General features: G+C 58.0%; 17 protein-coding genes, 2 tRNA genes and 1 pseudogene. 11 read left to right on the top strand and 9 right to left on the bottom strand.

Going from position 1 to position 22814, the window contains the following annotated elements; genetic code table 11:
- Nucleotides 1-3: 3 nt before the first annotated feature.
- Entirely contained in the window at nucleotides 4-1167 is a 1164-nt protein-coding gene (sucC, locus tag EDC27_RS07890; protein ID WP_123290149.1) for an ADP-forming succinate--CoA ligase subunit beta, read from the bottom strand.
- Between the two features lie 301 nt (nucleotides 1168-1468).
- Between sucC and gatB the strand changes: the two genes are divergently transcribed.
- Together gatB and mtnA are read left to right on the top strand one after the other, a co-directional pair.
- Nucleotides 1469-2923 carry an Asp-tRNA(Asn)/Glu-tRNA(Gln) amidotransferase subunit GatB gene (gatB, locus tag EDC27_RS07885; RefSeq protein WP_342778637.1) on the top strand — a complete coding sequence of 485 codons (1455 nt, stop codon included), beginning with the start codon at nucleotides 1469-1471 and terminating at the stop codon, nucleotides 2921-2923.
- Nucleotides 2924-3189: 266 nt separating this feature from the next.
- Nucleotides 3190-4263 carry an S-methyl-5-thioribose-1-phosphate isomerase gene (gene mtnA / locus EDC27_RS07880; protein WP_123290046.1) on the top strand — a complete coding sequence of 358 codons (1074 nt, stop codon included), beginning with the start codon at nucleotides 3190-3192 and terminating at the stop codon, nucleotides 4261-4263.
- Nucleotides 4264-4355: 92 nt separating this feature from the next.
- Here mtnA and radA read toward each other — a convergent pair whose 3' ends face one another.
- Nucleotides 4356-5720: a DNA repair protein RadA gene (gene radA, locus EDC27_RS07875; RefSeq protein ID WP_123290045.1), complete on the bottom strand. Its 1365-nt coding sequence runs from the start codon at nucleotides 5718-5720 to the stop codon at nucleotides 4356-4358.
- Between the two features lie 191 nt (nucleotides 5721-5911).
- Between radA and trxA the strand changes: the two genes are divergently transcribed.
- The 9 genes from trxA (at nucleotide 5912) to EDC27_RS07830 (ending at nucleotide 16456) form a co-directional block, all read left to right on the top strand.
- Nucleotides 5912-6244, top strand: coding sequence for a thioredoxin (gene trxA / locus EDC27_RS07870; protein WP_123290044.1), 333 nt, complete (start codon nucleotides 5912-5914; stop codon nucleotides 6242-6244).
- An 84-nt stretch (nucleotides 6245-6328) separates the two neighbouring features.
- Nucleotides 6329-7270: a thioredoxin-disulfide reductase gene (gene trxB, locus EDC27_RS07865; protein ID WP_123290043.1), complete on the top strand. Its 942-nt coding sequence runs from the start codon at nucleotides 6329-6331 to the stop codon at nucleotides 7268-7270.
- Nucleotides 7271-7305: 35 nt separating this feature from the next.
- Complete coding sequence (locus EDC27_RS07860; protein WP_170161688.1) at nucleotides 7306-8073, top strand: outer membrane protein assembly factor BamD; 768 nt, start codon at nucleotides 7306-7308, stop codon at nucleotides 8071-8073.
- A gap of 94 nt (nucleotides 8074-8167) precedes the next feature.
- Nucleotides 8168-9415, top strand: coding sequence for a transcription termination factor Rho (rho, locus tag EDC27_RS07855; RefSeq protein ID WP_123290148.1), 1248 nt, complete (start codon nucleotides 8168-8170; stop codon nucleotides 9413-9415).
- Nucleotides 9416-9490: 75 nt separating this feature from the next.
- Nucleotides 9491-9724: a 50S ribosomal protein L31 gene (rpmE, locus tag EDC27_RS07850; protein ID WP_123290041.1), complete on the top strand. Its 234-nt coding sequence runs from the start codon at nucleotides 9491-9493 to the stop codon at nucleotides 9722-9724.
- Nucleotides 9725-9827: 103 nt separating this feature from the next.
- On the top strand, nucleotides 9828-10898 hold the full coding sequence (gene prfA / locus EDC27_RS07845) for a peptide chain release factor 1 (protein ID WP_123290040.1): 1071 nt from the start codon (nucleotides 9828-9830) through the stop codon (nucleotides 10896-10898).
- 87 nt (nucleotides 10899-10985) lie between these two features.
- Nucleotides 10986-11879, top strand: coding sequence for a peptide chain release factor N(5)-glutamine methyltransferase (gene prmC, locus EDC27_RS07840; protein ID WP_123290039.1), 894 nt, complete (start codon nucleotides 10986-10988; stop codon nucleotides 11877-11879).
- 14 nt (nucleotides 11880-11893) lie between these two features.
- On the top strand, nucleotides 11894-13147 hold the full coding sequence (gene murA / locus EDC27_RS07835) for a UDP-N-acetylglucosamine 1-carboxyvinyltransferase (RefSeq protein ID WP_123290038.1): 1254 nt from the start codon (nucleotides 11894-11896) through the stop codon (nucleotides 13145-13147).
- A gap of 672 nt (nucleotides 13148-13819) precedes the next feature.
- Complete coding sequence (locus EDC27_RS07830; RefSeq protein WP_170161687.1) at nucleotides 13820-16456, top strand: DNA internalization-related competence protein ComEC/Rec2; 2637 nt, start codon at nucleotides 13820-13822, stop codon at nucleotides 16454-16456.
- A 560-nt stretch (nucleotides 16457-17016) separates the two neighbouring features.
- Here the strand turns inward: EDC27_RS07830 and EDC27_RS07825 are convergent.
- From EDC27_RS07825 to tsaB, 7 genes and pseudogenes are all read right to left on the bottom strand, one after another.
- Nucleotides 17017-17962 (bottom strand): annotated as a pseudogene (locus tag EDC27_RS07825) (integrase core domain-containing protein).
- A 391-nt stretch (nucleotides 17963-18353) separates the two neighbouring features.
- Nucleotides 18354-18431, bottom strand: a tRNA-Glu gene (locus EDC27_RS07820).
- Nucleotides 18432-18481: 50 nt separating this feature from the next.
- Nucleotides 18482-18557 (bottom strand) — tRNA-Lys (locus EDC27_RS07815).
- A gap of 68 nt (nucleotides 18558-18625) precedes the next feature.
- Nucleotides 18626-19942 carry an ABC transporter substrate-binding protein gene (locus EDC27_RS07810; protein ID WP_123290036.1) on the bottom strand — a complete coding sequence of 439 codons (1317 nt, stop codon included), beginning with the start codon at nucleotides 19940-19942 and terminating at the stop codon, nucleotides 18626-18628.
- Nucleotides 19939-21273, bottom strand: a complete 1335-nt coding sequence (gene der / locus EDC27_RS07805; RefSeq protein WP_123290035.1) for a ribosome biogenesis GTPase Der — start codon at nucleotides 21271-21273, stop codon at nucleotides 19939-19941. Before der ends, EDC27_RS07810 begins: the two co-directional genes overlap by 4 nt.
- Before the next feature lie 6 nt (nucleotides 21274-21279).
- A complete protein-coding gene (locus EDC27_RS07800) occupies nucleotides 21280-21933 on the bottom strand; it encodes a YkgJ family cysteine cluster protein (RefSeq protein ID WP_148045709.1) in 654 nt (217 codons plus the stop codon).
- Between the two features lie 143 nt (nucleotides 21934-22076).
- Nucleotides 22077-22772: a tRNA (adenosine(37)-N6)-threonylcarbamoyltransferase complex dimerization subunit type 1 TsaB gene (gene tsaB, locus EDC27_RS07795; RefSeq protein WP_123290033.1), complete on the bottom strand. Its 696-nt coding sequence runs from the start codon at nucleotides 22770-22772 to the stop codon at nucleotides 22077-22079.
- Nucleotides 22773-22814: the final 42 nt, after the last annotated feature.

The following is a 22814-nucleotide window of genomic DNA, read 5'->3' as shown; positions in this document are numbered from 1 at the left end:
CTCCTAGGCCTTGGCGATGGCCGCCACTTTTTGGGCCGCGTCTTTGAGGTCCTGTGCCACGATGAGGTTCAAGCCCGATTCCTGCAAGATTTTGCGCCCCTGTTCCACGTTGGTGCCTTCCATGCGAATGACCACGGGGACCTTGACGCCCACTTTTTTACTGGCCTCCACCACACCCTGAGCCAGCACGTCGCAGCGCAAAATGCCGCCGAAAATGTTGATGAGCACCCCCTTGACGTTGGGATCGCTCAAAATGATGCGAAAGCCGTTTTCCACCATTTCTGCGCTGGCGCCTCCACCCACATCCAAAAAGTTGGCCGGTTCGGCTCCCGCCAGCTTGATGATGTCCATAGTGGCCATGGCCAGGCCGGCGCCGTTGACCATGTTGCCGATATTGCCGTCCATTTTGATGTAGTTTAGGTTGTGCTTGGACGCCTCCACTTCCAAAGGGTCCTCCTCGTCCAGGTCTCGATAGGCCAGGACGTCCTTGTGGCGAAAGAGGGCATTGTCATCGAAATTCATCTTGGCATCCAAGGCAAGAAGCCTTCGGTCCTTGGTAACCACCAGAGGGTTGATCTCCACAAGGGACGCGTCGTAGTCCAAGCACAGCCGGTACAAAGCGTGGACCATGGGAAGAAAGAGCTTCAAGATATCGGGTTCTAGGCGAAGGCCGTAGGCCAGTTTGCGGGCCATGAAGGGCTGCAGGCCCACCAGAGGATCCACATAGACCTTGACGATTTTTTCCGGCGTTTTGGACGCCACTTCCTCAATGTCCATGCCGCCGGCTTCGCTGGCCATAAAAACGAGTTTTGCCGTGGATCGGTCGGGCAGAAGGCTCAAGTAGAGCTCCTTGTCAATATCCAGGCCCTCTTCCACCAAGACCTTGCGCACCAGACGGCCTTCGGGCCCCGTTTGATGGGTAACGAGGGTCATGCCGAGAATGCTGCCGGCCACGGCTGCGACGTCCTCCGCCGTATGGGCCAGCTTCACGCCGCCTGCTTTGCCCCGGCCGCCAGCATGAATCTGGGCTTTGATCACCACGGGTAAAGTGCCCAGGTCTTGAGCCACCGATTGGGCTTCCTCCACCGTAAAGGCCACTCGGCCTCGAGGAACGGGCACTCCATACTTCTGAAACAGTTCCTTCGCTTGGTGTTCGTGAATTTTCATGGCCACCCTCTCCCGTTGATCATTGGTCGCACCTCCCGCCGTTGCACCAAGAAACGCCGTTGGAATCGCCACGCGAAAAGCTCCACCGGGCCCTTTTCGCTTCGCCCTTTGTAGAAGAAAAGTTTCGCAAAGTCAAAATCGTGAAAGCGTCCATGGTCGCTTTCCCCCCTTCACGACTTCACGACTTCACGACTTCACGACTTCACGACTTCACGACTTCACGAATGCTCCAATCGGTGCTAAAAGGGGCGGGTGGAAATTTTCGCGGGCGGGCAAGCGCCGCCCCGTGCAACCGATTGTACTGCGAGGCACGATCATGGAATGGGAAACGGTCATCGGATTGGAAGTGCATGCGCAGCTGCTCACGCAAAGCAAGATTTTTTGCGGGTGCTCCACGGCCTTTGGGGCCGCGCCCAACACCCACACCTGCCCTGTGTGTTTGGGCATGCCGGGAGTGCTCCCCGTGCTGAATCGCACCGTGGTCGAATACGCCATGAAAATGGCCCTGGCCACACACTGCCGCATTGCTTCTCGATGCCGCTTCGCCCGCAAGAATTATTTCTACCCGGACCTACCCAAAAATTATCAGATATCCCAGTATGAAGAACCTTTGGCCACGGGTGGCTGGCTCGACATCACCACGGAAAACGGCACCCGACGCATTGGGATCACGCGCATTCACATGGAAGAGGATGCGGGAAAGCTCGTTCATGACGAAGCCCAACCGGTGAGCTATGTCGATTTCAACCGCACGGGCGTGCCCTTGATTGAAATCGTCAGCGAACCCGACATACGCACGCCCGAGGAAGCGGCGGCGTACTTGCGCACGCTTCGAGACATTTTGCGCTACCTGGAAATCTGCGACGGGAACATGGAAGAGGGCAGCTTTCGTTGCGACGCCAACATCAGTTTGCGACCCGCCGGCACCACGGGCTTCGGTGTGAAAACGGAACTCAAAAATATGAATTCCTTTCGCCATGTGCAGCGCGCTTTGGAATTTGAAGTGCGCCGTCAGCGTGCTCTTCTGGACAAGGGTGAAGCGGTGGTGCAGGAAACGCGCCTTTGGGATGCGGGTCGAGGAGTAACGATCAGCATGCGTGGTAAAGAGGAAGCCCACGATTACCGCTACTTTCCCGACCCTGATCTGGTACCGCTGACCATCGATGAGGCGTGGATCGAAGAGGTGCGCCGCAGTCTTCCCGAATTGCCCGACGCCAAGCGGGAACGATTCGTGGCGCAATACGGCCTGCCCGCCTATGATGCGGCGGTCCTTACGGCGTCCAAGGATGTGGCCGACTATTTTGAAGCCGTCACGGCGGATTTTCCGCAGCCTAAGACGGTCAGCAACTGGATCATGAGCGAGCTTCTTCGGGAGCTGAAGCGAGATGAGCGCGACATTGACCAATGTCCCGTGCCGCCCGCCCATTTGGCGGAACTTCTGGACCTGGTGGACAAGAACGTCATTAGTGGCAAGATCGCCAAAGCGGTCTTCAAAGAAATGTACGAAAGCGGCGCGGCACCGTCGCGCATTGTTGAAGACAAGGGCTTGCGGCAGGTAACCGACGAAGGGGTCCTTATGGTCATCATCGACCAAGTGCTTCAGGAAAACCCCAAGGAAGTGGACGCTTACCGGCAAGGCAAAGAGAAGCTCATGGGATTTTTTATCGGGCAGGTCATGCAAAAGACGCGCGGCAAGGCCAACCCTCAGCTGGTTAACCGCCTTCTCAAAGAAAAGCTTTCGAGTCCGTCGGCCTGAACTGATAGACGCCCTCGCTGGCCGGTATAAAGTCCGAGTCCCGTGCTTTCGAAGGGACGGCCCGAGGGCCGTCCCCGAAGAAATCGGATCGAGAGGACGCGGTTGCTTTGAAAAGATGTTGTGGACTTCCGCTTTCGCGGGAGCGACCAATTTTGGATGAGCAAAAGGCGGCGGGCTTGCGATGGGCTCCCGGCGCCGCCCCGAGCGGGCGTGTGCAAGGACGAAATGCTGCAGGAATTTCTTAACTGGCCAAAAGGAGAGTGCCCATGCCTTCTTCGCCACTTCGCCCCATATGGTGGGACGGCGATGCCGTCATGATCCTGGACCAAAGGCTTCTGCCTCACAAGCACAAGGTTTTGCGATGCACCACGGTCGATGACGTCATTCGCGCCATCAAGACCATGGCCATTCGTGGTGCTCCGGCCGTCGGCATCGCGGGAGCCATGGCGGCGGCCTTGGGCGCTCGCACCATCATGGCCGCAGATGTGCGCACTTTTGTTCGCAAGTTTTCCCGCGTGTGTGAGCGCATTCGATCGGCTCGGCCGACGGGCAACAATTTGAGTTGGGCCGTGGATGCCATGTTTGCCGTGGTTGTGGAAAATCCCGGAGTGGATGTGCCCCGGCTGCAGCAGCTCATTCGCGAAAAATCCCAGGCGATTTTGGAAGAAGATGTTCGCACGAACGAAGCCATCGGCCGGTGGGGCATGGAGGTCGTTCCTCGAGGCGCCCGCATTCTCACCTACTGTAACGCGGGCGCACTCGCCACCGGCGACTACGGCACCGCACTGGGAGTCATTCGAGCGGCTTTTGCCGCCGACCCATCCCTTCACGTCACCTGCTGCGAAACGCGGCCTTTTCTTCAGGGGAGCCGCCTGACGGCCTATGAGCTCATGGCGGAAAAAATCCCATGCACCCTGATCACGGACAATGCGGCCGGAAGTTTGATGCAGCAAAAAAAGATCGATCTGGTGATCGTGGGAGCGGACCGCATCGCCGCCAACGGCGACACGGCCAACAAGATTGGGACCTACGCCCTGGCGGTGCTGGCCCAAGCCAACGGCGTGCCCTTTTACGTGGCCGCGCCGCGATCTACCATCGATCCCCTGCTACCCAACGGATCGCAAATCCCCATCGAAGAGAGAGATGCCAAAGAAGTGACCCATTTTTACGGCCGCCTGGTGGCGCCTCGAGGCATGGCCGCTGTCAACCCGGCCTTCGATGTGACGCCTCATCGGTACATCACGGGGATCATCACGGAAGTGGGCATCATTCGAAAACCCTTCACTCGTGGTATTCGCCGAGCATTGGAAGCCCCTCCGCCGACATCGAACCCGGTCTAAAAGCGAGCGGGGGTTTTTCGTGAAAATGCCGGCGGTCGCCGTCAGCCGCCCATAGCAATGGTCGAAGCGCCTGCGCGGCCATGGCCGTGGCTTTAGCCGAAGAGCTGGTTTACGGCTTCTTCCACGGATCGAACCCCAAGGTATTGAACATGGGGGTTGCTGGCCGCCAGTTGTTCCTGATTTCCCCGTGGGCACACGATGGTGCGAAATCCCAAGGAAACGGCTTCGGCCAGTCGGCGCGTCGCATGCCCCACGCCTCGCACTTCTCCCGCCAGGCCCACTTCTCCCCAGGCCACCAGATCTTCGGGCAAAGGCACATCCAGGGAACTGCTCACCAAGGCCAGGACCACGGCCAGGTCCGCCGCCGTTTCGGTGAGCTTGACGCCACCAGCCACATTGACGAACACGTCCTGCTGCAGAAAATGAAAGCCCAATTTCTTTTCCAGCACGGCCAAAAGCAGGGACACGCGATTGGCATCCACGCCCATGAAGGTGCGCCGTGGCTGTGTCCAGCCGCTGGACGAGACTAGAGCCTGCACTTCCACCAGAATGGGGCGGGTGCCTTCCATGGCGCAGACCACCACCGACCCCGATCCTCCCACAGGGCGTTCCGCCAGGAGAAATCGTGATGGGTTCGGCACCTGTTCCAGGCCCGATTCCTTCATTTCAAAGACGCCGATTTCGTTGGTGGATCCGAACCGGTTTTTCACAGTGCGAAGCAACCGAAAGGAGTGGCTGCGGTCCCCTTCCAGGTACAACACCGCATCCACCAGGTGTTCCAACACACGAGGCCCGGCCACAATGCCCTCCTTGGTGACGTGGCCCACAAGAAAAACGCCCATGTTTTTTTCTTTGGCCAACCGTTGCAGCCACGCCGCAGATTCTCTCACCTGGGACACGGACCCCGGAGCGCTTTCCAGAGCGTCCAATCGCATGGTTTGAATGGAATCCACGGCCAAAACCAGGGGAGGCCGGTCGACCAGGACGGGTTCCAGAGTGTCCAGACTGGTTTCCGCGAGAACCCATAGGGATTCGGTGCGCTCAAGGCCGAGGCGCTGAGCACGCAGTTTGATTTGCGCCAGGCTTTCTTCTCCGGACACGTAGAGCACGGGGCCGAGGCGCGCCATGTGGCCGAGGGCCTGCAGAAGGAGCGTGGATTTGCCGATACCGGGATCGCCCGCCAGCAACATGACGGATCCGGGAACCAGCCCCCCACCCAGGACGCGGTCCCATTCTTTCAGGCCCGATTTCAGGCGCATGTCTTCAAGGATCGGCACGTCGAACAGAAGCACAGGCTGCGCGGACGGGGACCTCCCTGCGGTTGTTCGCCGAAGGCCTGCGGATTTTACGGCCTCCTGCAGCGTGTTCCAGGCATGGCAGCCGGGGCATCGGCCCAGCCATTTAGATGTTTCGTAACCGCATTCCAGGCATTGAAAAACGGTCTTGTCTTTGCTCATGGGCCAACTCCCACAACAGCTCGCACAGGTGGGTGGGCAACGTGGGTCTGCTCTTACCTCCTTCCGCAGTCGTTGACAAAGAAAAATGGGCTGGTTTATAGTCCAACATCGAGTTTCGTGAGGCAGAGGAAAAAAACATGCGGGTCAGGGCCCATCGGCCCCCAGCACAATGCCCAGGGAGGTTTGATCACATGGCGGGAAAGAACATCATAGAAATCACGGACAGCAGTTTTGAACAGGACGTCTTGCAATCGAGCATTCCGGTTCTTGTGGATTTCTGGGCACCGTGGTGTGGGCCGTGCCGCGCCATTGCTCCGGTCATCGAAGAATTGTCGGCCGAATACGCGGGAAAACTCAAGGTGGCCAAGTGCAATGTGGATGAAAATCCCAACACGCCTGCCCGTTTTGGCATTCGCGCCATCCCGACCTTGATTCTTTTTAAGAACGGTACCGTGACCGAGCAGATCACGGGGGCAGTGGCCAAATCCCAAATCACCGCAGCGGTGGACAAGGTGGTGTCCTAATCCCTTCGCCTTCCCAGAACGCCAATCGCCATGGGCCCACTCGCGGGTCCATGAACACACTTCATCAAAGCGTGCCAAATCCCCATGACGAGCCCTACAACGTATGACATGGTGATCGTGGGTGGAGGGCCGGCCGGGCTTACGGCGGCATTGTACGCCTCCCGCGCCCGCTATAAGACGCTCCTGGTGGAACGCATCGGCCTCGGTGGCCAGCTTCTTACCTACGAAAAAGTGGACAATTACCCGGGTTTTCCCGAAGGCATCACCACATTTGAATTGACCGAGCTGTTTAAAGCCCAGGGGCTGCGTTTCGGCATGGAACATCGCAGCGTCGAAGTGACGGGGTTGGACCTTTCGGGCACAATCAAGGTGCTGCATACGCCCGAGGGGCCTATGGAGGCCAAGGCGGTGATTATCGCTACGGGCTGCACGCCGCGGAAGCTTCAGGTCAAAGGCGAAGCGGAATTCACGGGGCGCGGTGTGTCCTATTGTGCCATTTGTGATGGCCCGTTTTACCGCAACGAAGAGGTGGCCGTTATCGGAGGCGGTGATACGGCGGTGGAAGAGGCCGTGTATCTGACCAAGTTCGCGTCCCACGTGCACATCATTCATCGCCGAAACACCCTTCGCGCCGTGAAGATCCTTCAGGAAGAAGCCCTGGCCAACCCCAAAATCACCGTGCACTGGAACCGCATCGTTACCGAAATTCAGGGAGGTCCTCAAGGGGTGACGGGCCTCGTCCTGCAAGACACGGTCACCAATGCTTCTTCGGAACTCAACGTTTCCGGCGTGTTTGTCTTCGTGGGACTTGTTCCCAACACGCAGTGGGTCCCTGAAGACGTTCACCGAGATGCCTTGGGGTTTCTCATCACCGACAATCAGATGGCCACATCGGTTCCGGGGGTTTATGCGGCTGGCGATGTGCGATCCAAAAGCCTTCGTCAAATCGTCACTGCCGTAGGCGACGGCGCCACGGCGGCTTTTTGCGCAGGACGTTACGTGGAATCCTTGGCCCACCACGGATAAATCCCACGCCAGAGCATGTCATGGAGTGCTTTAGCATGAAAGTTTTGCCTGCTCGATGGATCTTCAGCGGCGCCCTGCGGTGCGCCACAGCCCTTGGACTGTGCACCCTGGTTTTGACTGGATGCGGCACAAACCTTCTCAGCTACTATTTCGACGACCTGTTCGATTCCGGCCAGAGCATCGAACGTACACCGGAACAATTGGCTTGGGACGGCATGGAAGCGATGCGGGCCAAAAAATACGGCAGGGCTTTGGAATCCTTTCAGAAACTGAAAGAACGCTACCCCTACAGCAAGTACGCCATTTTGGCGGAACTCAAGATCGGCGATGCCCACTTTCACAAAAAGAACTATGAAGAAGCGGCCTTGGCTTATGAAGAATTCTTGCGGCTGCATCCGCGAAACGATGCCGTGCCCTACGTGTTGTATCAACTGGGCATGAGCCAGTATCTCATCTCGCCGTCCATGGACAGGGATCAGGACCAGACGCGCAAGGCCATGGAAACCTTTCAACGGCTGGTGGAAGTGTATCCCGGCACGGAATATGCCTCCAAGGCGCAGGCCCAGCTTTTGGAATGCGAAAAGCGCATTGCCGCGCACGAATTCCGCATCGGGCGCATGTACTACCGGATGGGCAAGTACCGAGCCGCTCAGTTAAGGTTGATGCGCCTCCAGGAAAACTACCCTCAAGCGGTGGAAAAGCTGGGATATCAACAAGAGATCGAGAAGATTCTTGCCGACTGCCACGAATGCCTGAACCGGCAGGGGGACGGCAAGAGCATTTGGACCCGTTTGGGATTTTAACGGTGAAAAGGAAGAGCGAATGACCGAGAACAACAACTCCACGGCGTCCACCGCCACGGCGTCCAAAAGGGACGTAGCCCTCGCCCACCGCGAAATGAACCTGGTGGAGCTCAAAAGGCGCAACATCAAGGAACTGGTCACCTTGGCCCGAGCCCTGCAAATCGAAGGGGCCACCTCCATGCGCAAGCAGGATCTTATTTTCGCCATTTTGCAGGCTCAGGCGGAACTAAGCGGCCTCATCTACGGCGAAGGTGTCCTGGAAATCCTTCCCGACGGCTTCGGGTTTCTGCGCACCCAGGATTACAACTACCTGCCCGGCCCGGATGACATCTATGTGAGCCCGTCCCAGATTCGGCGGTTTAACCTGCGCACGGGTGACACCGTCTCAGGCCAAATTCGACCTCCCAAAGACAACGAACGCTATTTTGCGCTGCTCAAGGTGGAAGCGGTCAACTTCGAAGAACCCGAAGTGGCCAAGGACAAAATCCTCTTTGACAACCTCACACCCATCTACCCCGACCGGCGCATTCAACTGGAAACCACCTCGGATAATTATTCCACCCGCGTTATGGATCTGCTTACTCCCGTGGGCTTTGGGCAGCGCGGCCTGATCGTGGCACCGCCGCGCACGGGCAAGACCATGCTCTTACAAAACATCGCTAACGCCATTGCTAAGAATCATCCAGACGCCTATCTCATCGTGCTCCTCATCGACGAACGTCCCGAAGAAGTGACAGACATGGAGCGCAACGTGCGGGCCGAAGTGGTGAGCTCCACCTTTGACGAACCGGCTCAACGTCATGTGCAGGTGGCTGAAATGGTCATCGAAAAGGCCAAGCGCCTGGTGGAACACCGTCGAGACGTGGTCATTTTGCTGGACAGCATCACACGGCTCGCTCGAGCTTACAACACAGTGGTGCCGCCCAGCGGCAAAATCCTTTCGGGCGGCTTGGATTCCAACGCCCTGCATCGACCCAAGCGCTTTTTCGGTGCCGCACGTAATATCGAACAAGGCGGAAGCCTCACCATTATCGCCACGGCCCTCATTGATACGGGAAGCCGCATGGACGAAGTCATCTTTGAGGAATTCAAGGGCACGGGCAATATGGAAATCCATTTGGATCGTAAGCTTGCAGATCGGCGTATCTTCCCGGCCATCGACATCAACCGCTCGGGCACCCGCAAGGAAGAATTACTGCTGCCCCCGGACGATCTCAACCGCATCTGGATTCTGCGCAAGCTCCTCTCGCCCTTGAACTCGGTGGATTCCATGGAATTCCTTTTGGATAAGATGCAAGGCACCAAGGACAACGAAGATTTCCTGGCATCCATGAATCGTTAAGGAAAGGGCTTGCATCCCGCCCGTGCGTGGCTATAATGTTGGGCTCTCGAAGAACGAACCCACACGGAGGCGACCATGAAAAAAGATATTCATCCAAACTACTTTCAGACGGTGATTCGCTGCGCCTGCGGCAACGAAATTCAGACGGGTTCCACAAAAAAAGACATTCGCGTGGAAATTTGTTCCAAATGCCATCCGTTCTTTACGGGCAAGCAAAAACTGGTGGACACGGGTGGGCGCATCGAACGGTTCATGAAAAAGTACGAGCAGTACCAGAAGAATCAGGAAAAATCTCGAGAAAACGGTTAGAACCTCAAACCCGGGACCTCCCCTGGCGGGCTTCGAGCCTGTGAGGGGGTTTTGAGAGTGTGTCCGGGTTTTTTTGCGTCTTTTGCCAAAGACCGGAATTCCTATGTTTGATCGATTGGCCGGACTGGAAGAGCGTCACGCGGAACTGGAAAAGCTTTTGAGCGATCCAGAGCTGCTCGCTCAACCCAAGGAATATCAAAAGGTCGCCAAGGAACATGCGGATCTTTCGCCCTTGGTGGAGGCGCTGCGACGTTATCGCAAAGCCCAGCAGGAAATAGAAGCCAACCAGGATCTGCTTCGCCATGAGGCCGATCCCGAAATGCGCGAACTCGTTCGCGAGGATCTGAACCGGCTCCGCAAGGAACTGGAAGACACCGAACTGGCCCTCAAACGCATGCTCGTGCCCAAGGACCCCAACGATGAAAAGAACGTGATCCTGGAGATCCGGGCGGGCACCGGTGGTGAAGAAGCGGCGCTTTTTGCCGCGGACCTTTTCCGCATGTACTCCCGATACGCGGAAAATCGAGGCTGGAAAGTGGAACTGCTGGATGCACACCCCACAGGCATCGGCGGGTTCAAAGAAGTCATCGCGGCCATCAACGGCCCGGGGGCCTTCAGCCGCCTGAAATTTGAACGGGGTGTGCATCGCGTGCAGCGCGTGCCGGATACGGAAAGCCAGGGTCGCATTCACACGTCGGCCGTCACGGTGGCCGTGTTGCCGGAAGCCGAAGAAGTGGACGTGGCCATCGACCCCAACGATCTCAGAGTGGATGTGTTTCGCTCGTCAGGACCAGGGGGCCAAAGCGTGAACACGACGGATTCGGCCGTGCGCATCACGCATCTTCCCACGGGCCTCGTGGTCACCTGCCAGGACGAAAAATCTCAGCACAAGAACAAGGCCAAGGCCCTGAAGGTGCTTCGAGCACGGCTGCTGGACATGATGCGATCGGAACAAGAAGCCAAGATCGCTCAGGACCGCAAAAGCCAAGTGGGATCCGGGGATCGCAGCGAACGCATCCGCACCTACAACTTCCCTCAAAACCGCGTCACCGACCACCGCATCAATCTTACGCTTTACAAGCTGGATGAAGTCATGATGGGCGCTCTGGACGACATCATCGACCCGCTCATCGCCGCCGCGCAAGCGCAAGCATTGAAAGACAGGGATTCATAATATCCTTTGGTTATTGGGGCATTAGGTCATTCAATCGCCGGATCACTGGGTTATTCTCGATGCGATAAGTGGTTTTCGCTCTAGGCAATGGAAGAGACGTGGACCATCTTGAAGGTCCTGCAGTGGACCACCGACTACTTCCGCCGCAAAGGTCTGGAACAGCCCCGATCCGACGCGGAGGTTTTGCTCGCCCACGCTTTGAACCTGCGTCGGGTCGACCTTTACCTGCGCTATGATCAGCCCCTGTGCCCCGAGGAACTGGCCCGGTATCGAGCGCTCATTCAACGCCGCGCAGCACGAGAACCCACCCAATATATCACAGGCCATCAGGAATTCTGGTCTTTGGAATTGGAAGTGAACCCTTCGGTTCTCATTCCACGGCCGGAAACGGAGCGGCTGGTGGAGCTGGCGTTGGAAGCCTTTGGAAAAGATCCCATCGGCGTTTTGGATGTTGGCACGGGATCCGGGGCCATTGCCATCGCCTTGGCCAAGGAGCGGCCGCAGTGGACCATTGTGGCGTGCGACATTTCATGGGACGCTTTGCAAACTGCGCGACGAAACGCCGAACGTCATGGCGTGCTGAACCGCATCGCCTTTACGGCGTCGTACCTCACCACGGCTTTTCGCTCGATCCCTCCACCCTTTCATCTCATCTGCACCAATCCGCCCTACGTAGGCGATACCCAATGGGACAACCTGGCGCCGGAAATTCGCTGCCACGAGCCGCCGCAAGCGCTTCGAGGTGGAGGGGCGGAAGGCACCTTCATTCCGCAAAAGCTCCTTGAGGAAGCCATACCGCTTCTCGTGCCCGGCGGTGTCCTCCTGATGGAGTTCGGCATGGGCCAAGAGCGTTTATTGGCCCCCGCAGCTCGAGCCTTACCCGGGGTGGACACGGTGGAAGTGCTGCGCGACTATTCGAACATTCCCCGCGTTCTTCGCCTCACCACCGTCCGCCATAACCCAATGACCCTGAAAAGGTAGAAAGGCTAAGGTTCATGGACAAATTGGTCATCGAAGGCGGTGTTCCACTTCAGGGTGAGATCCCTATCAGCGGTGCCAAGAACGCCGCCTTGCCCCTCATGGCGGCTTCCCTTTTGGCCCCGGGTCGGCACGTTTTCACCAATGTGCCTCGACTGCGGGACATTCGCACCATGGAACGGTTGCTGCACCACATGGGAGCCCGTACGGAGCACCAAGACGCGCTCACCATCGACACGTCCTCCATCACCCGGCCGGAAGCGCCCTACGAACTCGTGAAGACCATGCGCGCCTCGGTTCTGGTCCTCGGCCCGTTGGCCGCCCGTCACGGGCGCGCTCGAGTGTCTTTGCCCGGAGGATGCGCCATCGGGGCTCGGCCCATCGATCTGCACCTGCGCGGTCTTCAGGCCATGGGCGCCCAGGTAGATTTGGAAGGCGGCTATGTGCATGTGCACTGCGAGCGGCTTCGAGGCACAGCTTTTACCTTTGACCAAGTCACGGTCACCGGCACGGAAAACCTCATGATGGCCGCTTCCCTGGCTGAAGGAGAAACCGTTCTCGAGAATGCCGCACGAGAACCGGAAGTGGTGGATCTGGCCGATTACCTCACGGCCATGGGGGCTCGCATCGAAGGGGTCGGCACGGCCATCATTCGGATTCGAGGCGTGGAATCCTTGAACCCCGGCACACATCGTGTCATACCCGACCGCATTGAAACGGGCACCTACCTGGTTGCGGCGGGCATCACCGGAGGTCGCCTGCGACTGACCCATTGTCGCCCCGACCATGTGGACGCCGTTCTTCGCAAGCTGAAGGATGCCGGCATGACAATCACCCAAGATGGTGAAACTCTCACGGCGGAAGCTTCGCATGGCCCCATTCGAAGCATCAACGCCACCACATGGCCATATCCGGGTTTTCCCACGGACATGCAGGCACAATTCATGGCGCTCATGACCTTGGGAGACGGCGTTAGTATCATCAAGGAACAGATCTTTGAGAACCGGTTCATGCATGTCAGCGAACTGCGACGCCTTGGAGCGGACATCGTGCTGGATGGCCGAAGTGCTGTGGTGCGCGGGGTGCCTTTTCTTTCCGGCGCTCCGGTCATGGCCACGGATCTTCGAGCGTCGGCCTCATTGGTGCTGGCGGGTCTGGCCGCTCGAGGCCGCACCGATGTGAGCCGCATTTATCATCTGGAACGCGGTTATGAAAACCTGGACGGTAAGCTTCAAGCTGTGGGCGCCCGTATTCGCCGCGAGAAGGAATAAAACCGGGAAACCCAAAATCCTCCCAGAAGCCACCCATGGGTGCACCGTGCCTCAGCCCATTTCAAGTTTGACGAAAGAGAAGCTCAAAGGCATCGCTTTCTGAGCGTTCGAACGCCTCTTGGGCTTGTATGCTGAACAAAAGTTCTTGCGATGCTTGGCACTTGGAGCACAGGCATTCCGCCTCTCAATTTCGCCAAAAGAGACTTAAAGCCAATATCGCGCCCGCCATCTTTAAATGCCAGAGGCCCGCGCTTCCAGGACAAAGGGGTCTCATGGAAGTGGGCCGTGGCATGCTGTTCAAAATCGTTTCGTTCTGGGATACAAAACGCCTAAGCCCGTCCCATCGAAGAGACCGGCTCCTCGCGGTTCGAACATTGCGAGCGGCCACAATGGCCGCCCCTACGAATACCGGGGCGGGCCCTCGTCTTTAAAGGGATGGCCTCCTCGCCGAGTGGTGATGGCAGGCGGCCATCATGGCCGTCCTAACGGACCTGAGGGCTAGTCCATTGACCCTGGGACGTGCGTCATGAGGATGCCTGGGGGGAAGGTCACATCCCCCTTTTGGGGTGCAAGCTCAGAGCGCAGGCGATCCGGCATAGATAAATCGGACCGAATAACCCGGTCAAACGATCTGCGGAACGGTCTATGGGTCACAGAACGACGAGGCCAAACATGTCTTCTAGGCGGGTGTTGGGCTCTCGGCCTCTTGGACCTTTGGCCGTCGCTTTTGCCCTCGGCATCGCCTGCGCACACCATCGCGGCCTCGACGCAGCCGTGCCGGGCTTGGGAACCGCGGCGAGTTTGGCGGCGCTCGGCCTTGGCGCGGCCATTGGCTCCCGGCGCTCGAGGATCCTTTTGCGCCGCGTTGCCGCCGTCCTGCTCTGCCTGGCGGCAGCAAGCCTCGGAGCGTCCCTCTGGGCGCGAGCCGAAAAAAAAGCCGTTCCGCCTTCGTCCTTGGCCTCGCTTCTGGACGGAACGGAACGGCGCTACCGCGTCGTGCTTCAGCCGTTTCCCGATGTTTACCCCGACAAGACCATCTTTCCCGTCACCCTTATGGCCGTGGCCGAAAACACGGAGGCGGACCCGGCTGCACCATTACCCGAGAACGGATTCTTCACGTCTTTGGATGCACGGACCAACCTTTTCACGACAAGTTTCGCCGGCAAACCTTCGGTGGGGGTTCGCGTTTCTGTGCGCAGGCTTCTGCGGGCATGGAAAGCCGGCGATGTCGTGGAAATGCCTCTGAAACTTCGTCCTCTCACCAACTTTGAAAATCCAGGCCGACATGACTACATGGCCGAAATGGCCCGCCGTGGATTTTTTGCCTACGCGTCAACCAAGAGCGACATTTTTTGGGTACGGGTTCCGGACAATAGGGTGCGCGGCGCCGGGCATGATGGCGTTTTCGGCCGCATGGATGCATTGCGCGGGCATCTTCGGCGCATAGTGACAAAAAACCTGACCGAGCCCGAAGCCGCCTTGGCGCAGGCTCTTTTTTTGGGATATCGCCGTGCGATGCCCCGTCCGATGCAAGATGATTTTCAAAAGGCTGGCGCTGCTCATCTTTTGGCCGTTTCCGGCCTTCATGTGGGGCTGGCGGCCTGGGCTGTTTTTCGGCTGGCCCAACTCTTTCTCCGGTTTCTGTGCCCTCACGTGCTGCTCAGGATTCCCGACGTCCATCTTGCCTGGTGGATCGGATGCGCAGCCGCCGCCGTCTATGCCGTTCTGGCCGGATTGGCCGTGCCCACGCAAAGAGCCCTCATCATGCTCGCCACAGCCACGGTGGCCTTCGCGCTATATCGCAGGCCGGATGCGTTATCGCTTTTGAGTGCCGCCTCGCTGCTCATCCTTTGGAACGACCCCAATCACCTTTTTCGTCCTTCATTTCAATTATCCTTTGCCGCCGTCGTCGGACTGGCGCTGTTTTATCCCTCGTGGCGTGATCGGGCGCAGAAGCTCGTGACGCATCTTCCGAGAAGACTGAGGGCTTTGTGGCGCCTTTTTTTCGATGCTTTTCTCGCTTCGGCGGCGGCCACATTGGTCGTGGCACCGCTTACGGCCTACCACTTTCACAGCATTTCCCTGGCAGGATTTGCCGCCAACACGATCCTTGTCCCCTTTATGGCCCTGGCCGTGCTGCCCCCGGGCCTGGCGGCTTTGGGCCTTTCGGCGTTGCTGCCCTTTGCCGCCGCATGGATTCTTTTACCCATTCAGTGGGCTCTGAGGGTCCTCATTTGGCTTATTCAAATATTTGCGGCTTTACCCTATGCCTTTGCCCATGTGGGGCCGGTGCCTTTGGCAGCCCTTGTGGCCGTCTATGCGGTCTTCGCTCTTTGGGCTTTATCCATGCCCTGGAGTCGAAAGATCTGGGGCACTGCGGCCCTCGCCGCGCTCTGGGCTCTTAGCACGGTGCTACGCCCCGCACTTTTCCCTTCGGATGGGCAACGCCCCTTTCGCATCACCGCTCTGGACGTTGGCCAGGGCTCCGCCACTGTTGTCGAATGCCCTCCCGACGCCGCCATGCTCGTGGACGGGGGTGGTTTCTATAACGATTCCTTTGACGTGGGCCGATACGTGGTGGCTCCGGCCTTGTGGGCCATGGGAATTCGCCGCTTGGATGCTGTGGTGTTGAGCCACGATCACCCCGACCATCGAAACGGGCTTCGCTTCATTCTGGACACCTTTCCCGTGGGTCGCTACGTGGAAACGGGCCTTACCGCTCGAGGACTTACTGGATCCGTCCTGAGCGCGGTGGCCGCACGGCGCGGCATTCCCATTGTTCACACGCTCTCGAAGGGCCGCAAATGCCTCAACGGAACCGTGGATCTAGGAACCCTCGGCGCATGCCGCCTCAGGGCTCTGCATCCTACGTCATCCTTTGTTCACCGCAGCTGGAATGGAAAAGACTTGAACGAAGCGTCTTTGGTGCTTGCGGTCACCCATGAGAAAGCGGGAGCCCTTCTTCCTGGAGACATCGGGCAGGACACCGAAGAAAGCCTGCTAAGCCGTTGGAACTTTGAAGGCCGCCATTGGGTCTTGGTCGCCTCTCATCATGGCAGCGCCACGTCCACCGGCGAGCGTCTTCTGGAAACGCTCAATCCTCAAGCTGTGCTCATCTCTTGTGGAGCCGGCAATCCCTTTGGTTTTCCCGCCCCGGCTGTGCTGCAACGCCTCAAGGATCGGCGTCTCGCCGCTTTTCGCACAGACCTTCACGGCGCCGTGCACGTCATCTGGAACAACGGCCGATGGACCGTCACGCCTACCCTTTCCGCCCGCCCCCGCCTCTACTCTCCAGGCTCTGGGCCATGACTTCCAAACCCTGGGTCATCTTTAGCACAACCCTGTGCAGATCTTTTCCTGTTTCTCAAGCGGCCGGTGCTTCCCGGGACACTGAACGGGAAATTTCTTGCACACTCCCCAAGGCTTTCCCGTTGACACAAGAGGGTGAAAGCAGGTGGTTCAATTCTAAAAGAAGTCAGTAACAGTTCAATGCGGACCGAGCGACCTTTGAATTCACGGCCAATCACGGCGCAAGCCCCTCCGCGGAGGGGACTATCGGTTCTCGGCGAAAATTCTCGTGATCGAAGACGATAAGAGTTTGAGGGGTTGTTAAGTACTTTTCCTCAAGAAGTGGGCCACGTGCTGGTGCGGGTTGCCGGTGTTTTGAAAGGCATGGAATGCAGGAACCGAGAGCCCTTTGACCTCATTATCGTGGATGTGCTACTCCCAATCGTCAGCGGTTTCGGTCTCGTGAAGTTGAGCTAGGAGCCCGCCCCGAAAATTCTCATCATTTGTATCACGGGATATGGCAATGGGTCGGTAAAATTGGTGCAATAGGAGTTGGGAGCCTGAAAAGTCATGAACCGATTTCAGAAAAAATTTAGCTGTATTTGTTGCCAGTTTTTAAGTGTCTGAGTCGGGGTTAAATGGCCGAGATTTTTCTGAGGGATGTGGTGATTATAGAGGCAGCGGTAGTGAGTCAAACCTTCTTTTAGTTGAGCAGCGGTATGGAGCCTCGATTGCAATAAGACCTCATGGATTCGGCCGTTGAATCGTTCGACCATTCCGTTGGTTTGAGGGCGGTCGAGTTTGATGAGGCGGTGTTGGATGTTGTCTTGGGCACAAACCTGGTCCAAGAGATGATTGCTCATGGGCTTGAATGAGTCGCCCGCGCAGAAACGATTGGTGAACTCTTTGCCGTTATCCGTGAGCCCATTGGCTATCTTAAATGGCGCTTTTTTTACGAGGTTTTTTTGAGGTAATAACCAGCCGAGGCAGCGGATTTGTCGGGCCTGATTTCAAAGAAGACCCACCGGGTGGCGCGATCCATAACGACAAAGAGTATTTGCGGGCGGTTTCATCGGGCACTTGGGACAGATACTTAACCTCAACATGGAGTTAACCGGGCCTGTCATTTTTGAATGATTTGCCAACGGTCCTGTTTGGACCTTGTTCCTGTGGGAAAAGCACCTTGATGTTGGCCACCCCGTGTCGGCGAAGGCAGCGATGGAGTCCTGTACGCGAGACTTTCGGGGTGATGAATTCACGGGTAACGGCCAGCAGGTCATCAAGTGGGAGCAACAGGGTGGTTCGCAACTCGACCACCACACGTTCTTGGATGGCCGAGAGCGTGGTATGCAAAGTATTGGGCATCGTGGGGCGGTCTTCACAACTGTCGCGGTGTTACCATTTGCGCACGGTGGCTATGGTGATCCCATACCGGCTGGCTAAAGCTCGCTCCGAAAGGGTGGACTGCTGGATCTCCTTGCGGATGGCCGGCGTGGTTCGAGCTCTTTTGTGTATTGTTACAAGCATGATGACCTCCATGCTGTGTTTGAAACCATGATGCTCAGCCTCACACGGGCACAAAACAGCGGATAGCTTCTTCGTCGAACACTATTAACACGGGACCCGACATCTAGGAAGATTCTCCGGTCCGTATCGTCGTAAAAGATCTCCCGCCTTTCATTGCCGCGCGAAAGGATGTGATAATAGGCGCTTTCAAAATCGATTCTCCACGCCCGCGCCATCTCACAACCCTGCTTGGCATCGGTGTTCACACAAAATATGGCCTGAAAGAGATCAAATCAAGATCTGACCCAGGTGGCACATTTCCTACGAATCCATCTTCAAACGCGGTACGTTGAGGAAGAGATCAATTCAAGATGTGACCCTAGTGGTGTGTGACCCTAGTGGTGAAGGGAGGTGGCGTCCCCAGCCGGATTTGAACCGGCGTTGCCGGCGTGAAAGGCCGGTGTCCTGGACCTGGCTAGACGATGGGGACGCAATGTGCGGGCTCTATAGCAACCGTTTCCTTGAGGTGTCAAGCGTTTTTGGTGGGCCGTGCAGGATTCGAACCTGCGACTCTCTGCTTAAAAGGCAGATACTCTACCAACTGAGTTAACGGCCCCCCGGGGCATGACGGCCGCGCGGGCATGTTCAAAGAACGCGCTTTCCTAACATGAACCCCCCAGCGTGTCAAGGCGCAATGTGGCGCTCTGCGGCATGTTCAACCCTATGGGATTCTTGCGAAGTGGGTTCAAAGGATCCGTCTTTCCATCGGGCAAAAACCATGTGCCGCTGTACACGGCCCTTTTCCGTTACCGTCAACGCCCCAACAAGGCCTTGAAAGGACATAGGGCCTTCGGTCCCGAAAAGGGCTTTTCGAGACAGGTTTGGTCCCGCATCCTTTGGGGCCTCAGAGAAGAGCTGTTCCACCCAGCGCACCGCATCGTAGCCCACGCGAGCCATCCAGTCTGGGTTTTTCCAAAACTTTCGCCGAAAAGCATCTTCAAAACCTTCGGTCTCGTCTTCCAACGCGCCGCCCATAGGCACGGCGAAGCGCACCTTTTCCACCAAAGGCCCGAGGGATTCCAAGAGGGTGGGGCGAGCCAGGATGTAGGGCAGCACATAGAGACTGTGGCATTGGGCCAGTTCCAGAACGCGAATGGCTTCCGCCGCCCAATGGGGGGCTCCCGCCAGAAACACCGTTTTCGGTCTCTGGGTGAGGTCCAGCGGCGAAGCGGCATCGCTCCAGGTCATTAGGGTCAGAGCCAGCCCCAGGCGGTCGGCTTCCGCACTCAGGGACTCGGCCCATCGGGTTCCCAGAGGGCTTCCGTCAGTTAAGAGCAGCACCGGGCTTCCTAAACGTTCCGACGCCAAGAGGCGAGCCGTGTCCTTGGCGGCATCCTCATCGGTACCCAAAAAGGAAAGGACCGAGGCCTTTTCCAAAAGGTTTTCGGGTCCCGGGTTCAGGGCGATAACGAGAAGCTCCCTTTCCAGAGCTCGAGCCAAAACGGCCTGCCATTTGGACACGGGAAGATAGACCAGCACGGCCCCGACCGACGTGCGCTCAAGGGCTTGGGCAAGGGCCTTGCGAACGGCACTTTCCGAAAGCCACCCGTCCAGGAACCGCAGCGCGATCATTTCCCTTTCCTCCGATGTGGCCATCGCCGTTTTCATGCCACGCTGCAGGGCTTTTCCTTCGGCCGCAAAGGGACCCGAAAGGGGCAGCACGGCCACCGCTTCGAGCCGGCTCTGGGCACCGTCCGTGCCCATAGCCGCCGGCTCCTTCCCTTCACCGCCTTCCTTGTCGCCAGGGGCCGTCGCTTTCTCGTTAATGGCCGACTGCGCCCGGTCGGTCCTGTTCACCGAGGAACGCTCGTCCCTTGTGGACAGGCGCCAGTTCACGGCCCACCCCACGCCCACGGCTAGAAGCACAACCACTGCGAGGATGCGGCGTCTTCGACGCCGTCGCCGGATTCTTTCCCATTCCATCCAGGTGCGTCCCGTCATCGGCTTTCGTCGTTTCGGCGGGATCGTTCTCGAAACACCAGTCGTACGGGGGTCTTGTCCATGCCAAAGGCTTCCCGAAACTGGTTGGTGAGAAACCGCTCATAGGAAAAATGAATCTTTTGCGGTTCATTACAAAAAAGCACAAAAGTGGGAGGCCGTGTGGATGCCTGCGTGGCATAGTAGAATTTCAGACGGCGTCCCGACACCAGGGGCGGCTCATGTTTGGCCGTGACGTTCACGAGGACGCGATTCACCATGCCCGTGGTCACCCTTTTATTGAACTGGTCAAAGATTTCCCAAACCATGGGAAACACTCGAGACACCCTCTTTTTCTGCAAGGCGCTCATGGTCACAATGGGCGCATGAGGAAGGAACCGAAACCGTTCCCGCACATCCTCAAGGAACCGGCGCACGGTTCTGGGTTCTTTGGGCATGGCATCCCATTTGTTCACGGCGATGAGGCACCCTCGACCCCGTTCCTGCACGTAGCCGCCAATGTGCAGATCCTGGTCTGTGACGCCTTCCAAAGCGTCCACCATGAGGATGACCACATGGCTTCGATCGATACTTTCCAGTGCCTTGATCACACTAATTTTTTCCAGTTTTTGGCGCGTACGCCCTTTCCGCCGAATCCCTGCCGTATCGATGAGAAGAAACCGCCGCCCCTGAACTTCAACGGGCGTGTCCACGGCATCGCGGGTCGTTCCCGGCACGGGACTCACAATAACCCGCTCTTCTCCCAAGAGCGCGTTGACCAGCGTGGACTTTCCCGTGTTCGGGCGGCCGACCACGGCCACGCGAATTTCCGGGTTTTCGTCCTGGGCATCATCTTCCCAAGCAGGGGGCAGAGATGCGGTCACATCGTCCATGAGATCGTAGACGCCCAGCCCGTGGGCGGCGCTTAGGGGATAGATTTTCTCCACGCCCAGAGCGTAGAATTCGGCGATGTGCTTTTCTTGTTCCCGCCCGTCCACTTTGTTGACGGCATAAAAGACGGGCTTTTGGGACTTTCGAAGAAGCCCCACCAGTTCTTGATCCCCGGGATGCAAGCCCGTTCGCGCATCGGCAAGAAAGATAACGGCGTCGGCTTCTTCCAGGGCCAGAAGCACTTGACGCCGGGTTTCTTCGGCAAAGGTGCCCGCATCGGGGTCCGTGAAGCCGCCGGTGTCCATGAGAAGAAACCTTCGGTTGCCGTATTCTATGGAAGCCGACAACCGATCTCGGGTCACTCCGGGAAGGTCGTCCACCAGGGCGTGCCGTTTTCGACACAGACGGTTGAACAGTGTGGATTTGCCCACGTTGGGTCGTCCCACGATGGCCACCACGGCCATGAGCGCTCACTCCTCGTGCGGCAGCAGGCGAAAGCCTCGGCCGGTTTTCACGGCGCGCCCCATGAAGCGGCCGATTCGCGCACTGAATCGGAGCGGACGGCCCCGGGTACGCGCCAGTTCGTCTTTGAGTTCGGTTTTCACGGTCCGGCATTCGTCTTCTTCAAAAATGCGACATGGGTTGGGCCGATGCGGATGAATGGCACAAAAACTGCGGCCTTCGCGCCGATTCTGCATAAGAAACGGGCAGAACCGATGGCCGTAGCCCAAGCCCTGACCGAAGGCGAACTGCCAGGCTTGGGGAGGGTTTTCTGGATCGGGAAAATCGGGAAACCCACTGCAGATTTCGCAGCACAGCCCGCAATGATCGCAGTAGCTTTCGATGCGGGATCGATCCGGGCTGTCATTCAGGCCATGCAGCGCCGAAGCTGAGTTCTCGGGCCCTGAAGCGCCGTTCTGGGCGCCGATAAGTTCCTGGAACCATTGAATCCGTTCCCAAATCACCGTGACCCACCTGGCCGCACGGCGCGCTAAAGGGCCGCGTGATCCGTTTTCATGCAAAAGCATGCCCAGGTTGCGCTCAAGGGCATAAAGCGGAAAAAGGGGATGGCGAAGGCACCGTACAAGGCGGCGCCCGTGGCGTGGTGTCAACCCTTTGCTCATGTTCCCCGCCCGTTTCACCTCATCGTGCCTTCCTGAGCCATGAAAAAAGCCCCTCAACCTTGTGCCTTCGTGGATCCGCGCTGGGCGGTTTTACCATGAACGATCTGGGTCATTGAACCCTGCCCTGCAGCACGTCTCGCACTTCATGACCCGGCGGTTCCCGAATGGATCTCCGCTTCCGATGGACGCACATAGAGCGGCATGACGTGCATGGGATCGGTGTCCGTGCCGTCTTGAAGACGACGCAGGGCGCATCGGCCCACAAATCCTGCACGAACCGCATGAAAACCGGGTCCCGCATCCACCACATGGTGTCCCGCACTTTGAAAGAAAATGTGGCGATATAGAAGAAAGCCGTCTCCGCAACACAGGGTCTTTTCCGTGATCCACCCGGCCACCTTGTCGGGACCGAGTACGCCCGGAGCCCGTTCTTCCTGCAAGGCCCCTTGCCCATCGGGACGATACAGCGCTGCGTAAACTTCGTGCTTTCGTGCATCAACCACGGCGCACACGGGGCATGAGGCCACGGCCAAAGGCATGGCGAGGGCTTCCAGGGACGGCACACCGATCAGGGGTTTTCCCATGGCCCACGCCATGGCTTTCAGCGTGCTCAAGCCGATGCGAATTCCGGTAAAGCTTCCCGGCCCCGTGGTCACGGCAAAGGCTTCCACGTCTTCCAGATTCCAAGCGGCATCCGCAAGGATGCGGTCCACGCTCTGCAAAAGACGTCGGTTATGGGTGCGTTCCGAAAGCACCGTCCATTCCGCCACAAGGACGTCACCGTCCAGCAACGCCACACTCCCAGATGCCGTGGAGGTGTCCACTGCAAGCACTTTCATCCCAAAGCCTTTCGCCGTCCACCGGGCTTCGACGCCATGTCG

The sequence above is a fragment of the Desulfosoma caldarium genome (assembly GCF_003751385.1).
Lineage (GTDB): Bacteria > Desulfobacterota > Syntrophobacteria > Syntrophobacterales > DSM-9756 > Desulfosoma > Desulfosoma caldarium.
The sequence above is the reverse complement of the archived record's forward strand: the minus strand, read 5'-3'. Positions and strand labels throughout refer to the sequence as shown.

What these genes read in the sequence shown, in the direction of transcription:
- sucC (WP_123290149.1), bottom strand. Translation starts at nt 1,167, where the DNA reads ATGAAAATTCACGAACACCAAGCGAAGGAACTGTTTCAGAAGTATGGA.
- mtnA (WP_123290046.1), top strand. Translation starts at nt 3,190, where the DNA reads ATGCCTTCTTCGCCACTTCGCCCCATATGGTGGGACGGCGATGCCGTC.
- radA (WP_123290045.1), bottom strand. Translation starts at nt 5,720, where the DNA reads ATGAGCAAAGACAAGACCGTTTTTCAATGCCTGGAATGCGGTTACGAA.
- trxA (WP_123290044.1), top strand. Translation starts at nt 5,912, where the DNA reads ATGGCGGGAAAGAACATCATAGAAATCACGGACAGCAGTTTTGAACAG.
- trxB (WP_123290043.1), top strand. Translation starts at nt 6,329, where the DNA reads ATGACGAGCCCTACAACGTATGACATGGTGATCGTGGGTGGAGGGCCG.
- EDC27_RS07860 (WP_170161688.1), top strand. Translation starts at nt 7,306, where the DNA reads ATGAAAGTTTTGCCTGCTCGATGGATCTTCAGCGGCGCCCTGCGGTGC.
- rho (WP_123290148.1), top strand. Translation starts at nt 8,168, where the DNA reads ATGAACCTGGTGGAGCTCAAAAGGCGCAACATCAAGGAACTGGTCACC.
- rpmE (WP_123290041.1), top strand. Translation starts at nt 9,491, where the DNA reads ATGAAAAAAGATATTCATCCAAACTACTTTCAGACGGTGATTCGCTGC.
- prfA (WP_123290040.1), top strand. Translation starts at nt 9,828, where the DNA reads ATGTTTGATCGATTGGCCGGACTGGAAGAGCGTCACGCGGAACTGGAA.
- prmC (WP_123290039.1), top strand. Translation starts at nt 10,986, where the DNA reads ATGGAAGAGACGTGGACCATCTTGAAGGTCCTGCAGTGGACCACCGAC.
- murA (WP_123290038.1), top strand. Translation starts at nt 11,894, where the DNA reads ATGGACAAATTGGTCATCGAAGGCGGTGTTCCACTTCAGGGTGAGATC.
- EDC27_RS07830 (WP_170161687.1), top strand. Translation starts at nt 13,820, where the DNA reads ATGTCTTCTAGGCGGGTGTTGGGCTCTCGGCCTCTTGGACCTTTGGCC.
- EDC27_RS07810 (WP_123290036.1), bottom strand. Translation starts at nt 19,942, where the DNA reads ATGACGGGACGCACCTGGATGGAATGGGAAAGAATCCGGCGACGGCGT.
- der (WP_123290035.1), bottom strand. Translation starts at nt 21,273, where the DNA reads ATGGCCGTGGTGGCCATCGTGGGACGACCCAACGTGGGCAAATCCACA.
- EDC27_RS07800 (WP_148045709.1), bottom strand. Translation starts at nt 21,933, where the DNA reads ATGAGCAAAGGGTTGACACCACGCCACGGGCGCCGCCTTGTACGGTGC.
- tsaB (WP_123290033.1), bottom strand. Translation starts at nt 22,772, where the DNA reads ATGAAAGTGCTTGCAGTGGACACCTCCACGGCATCTGGGAGTGTGGCG.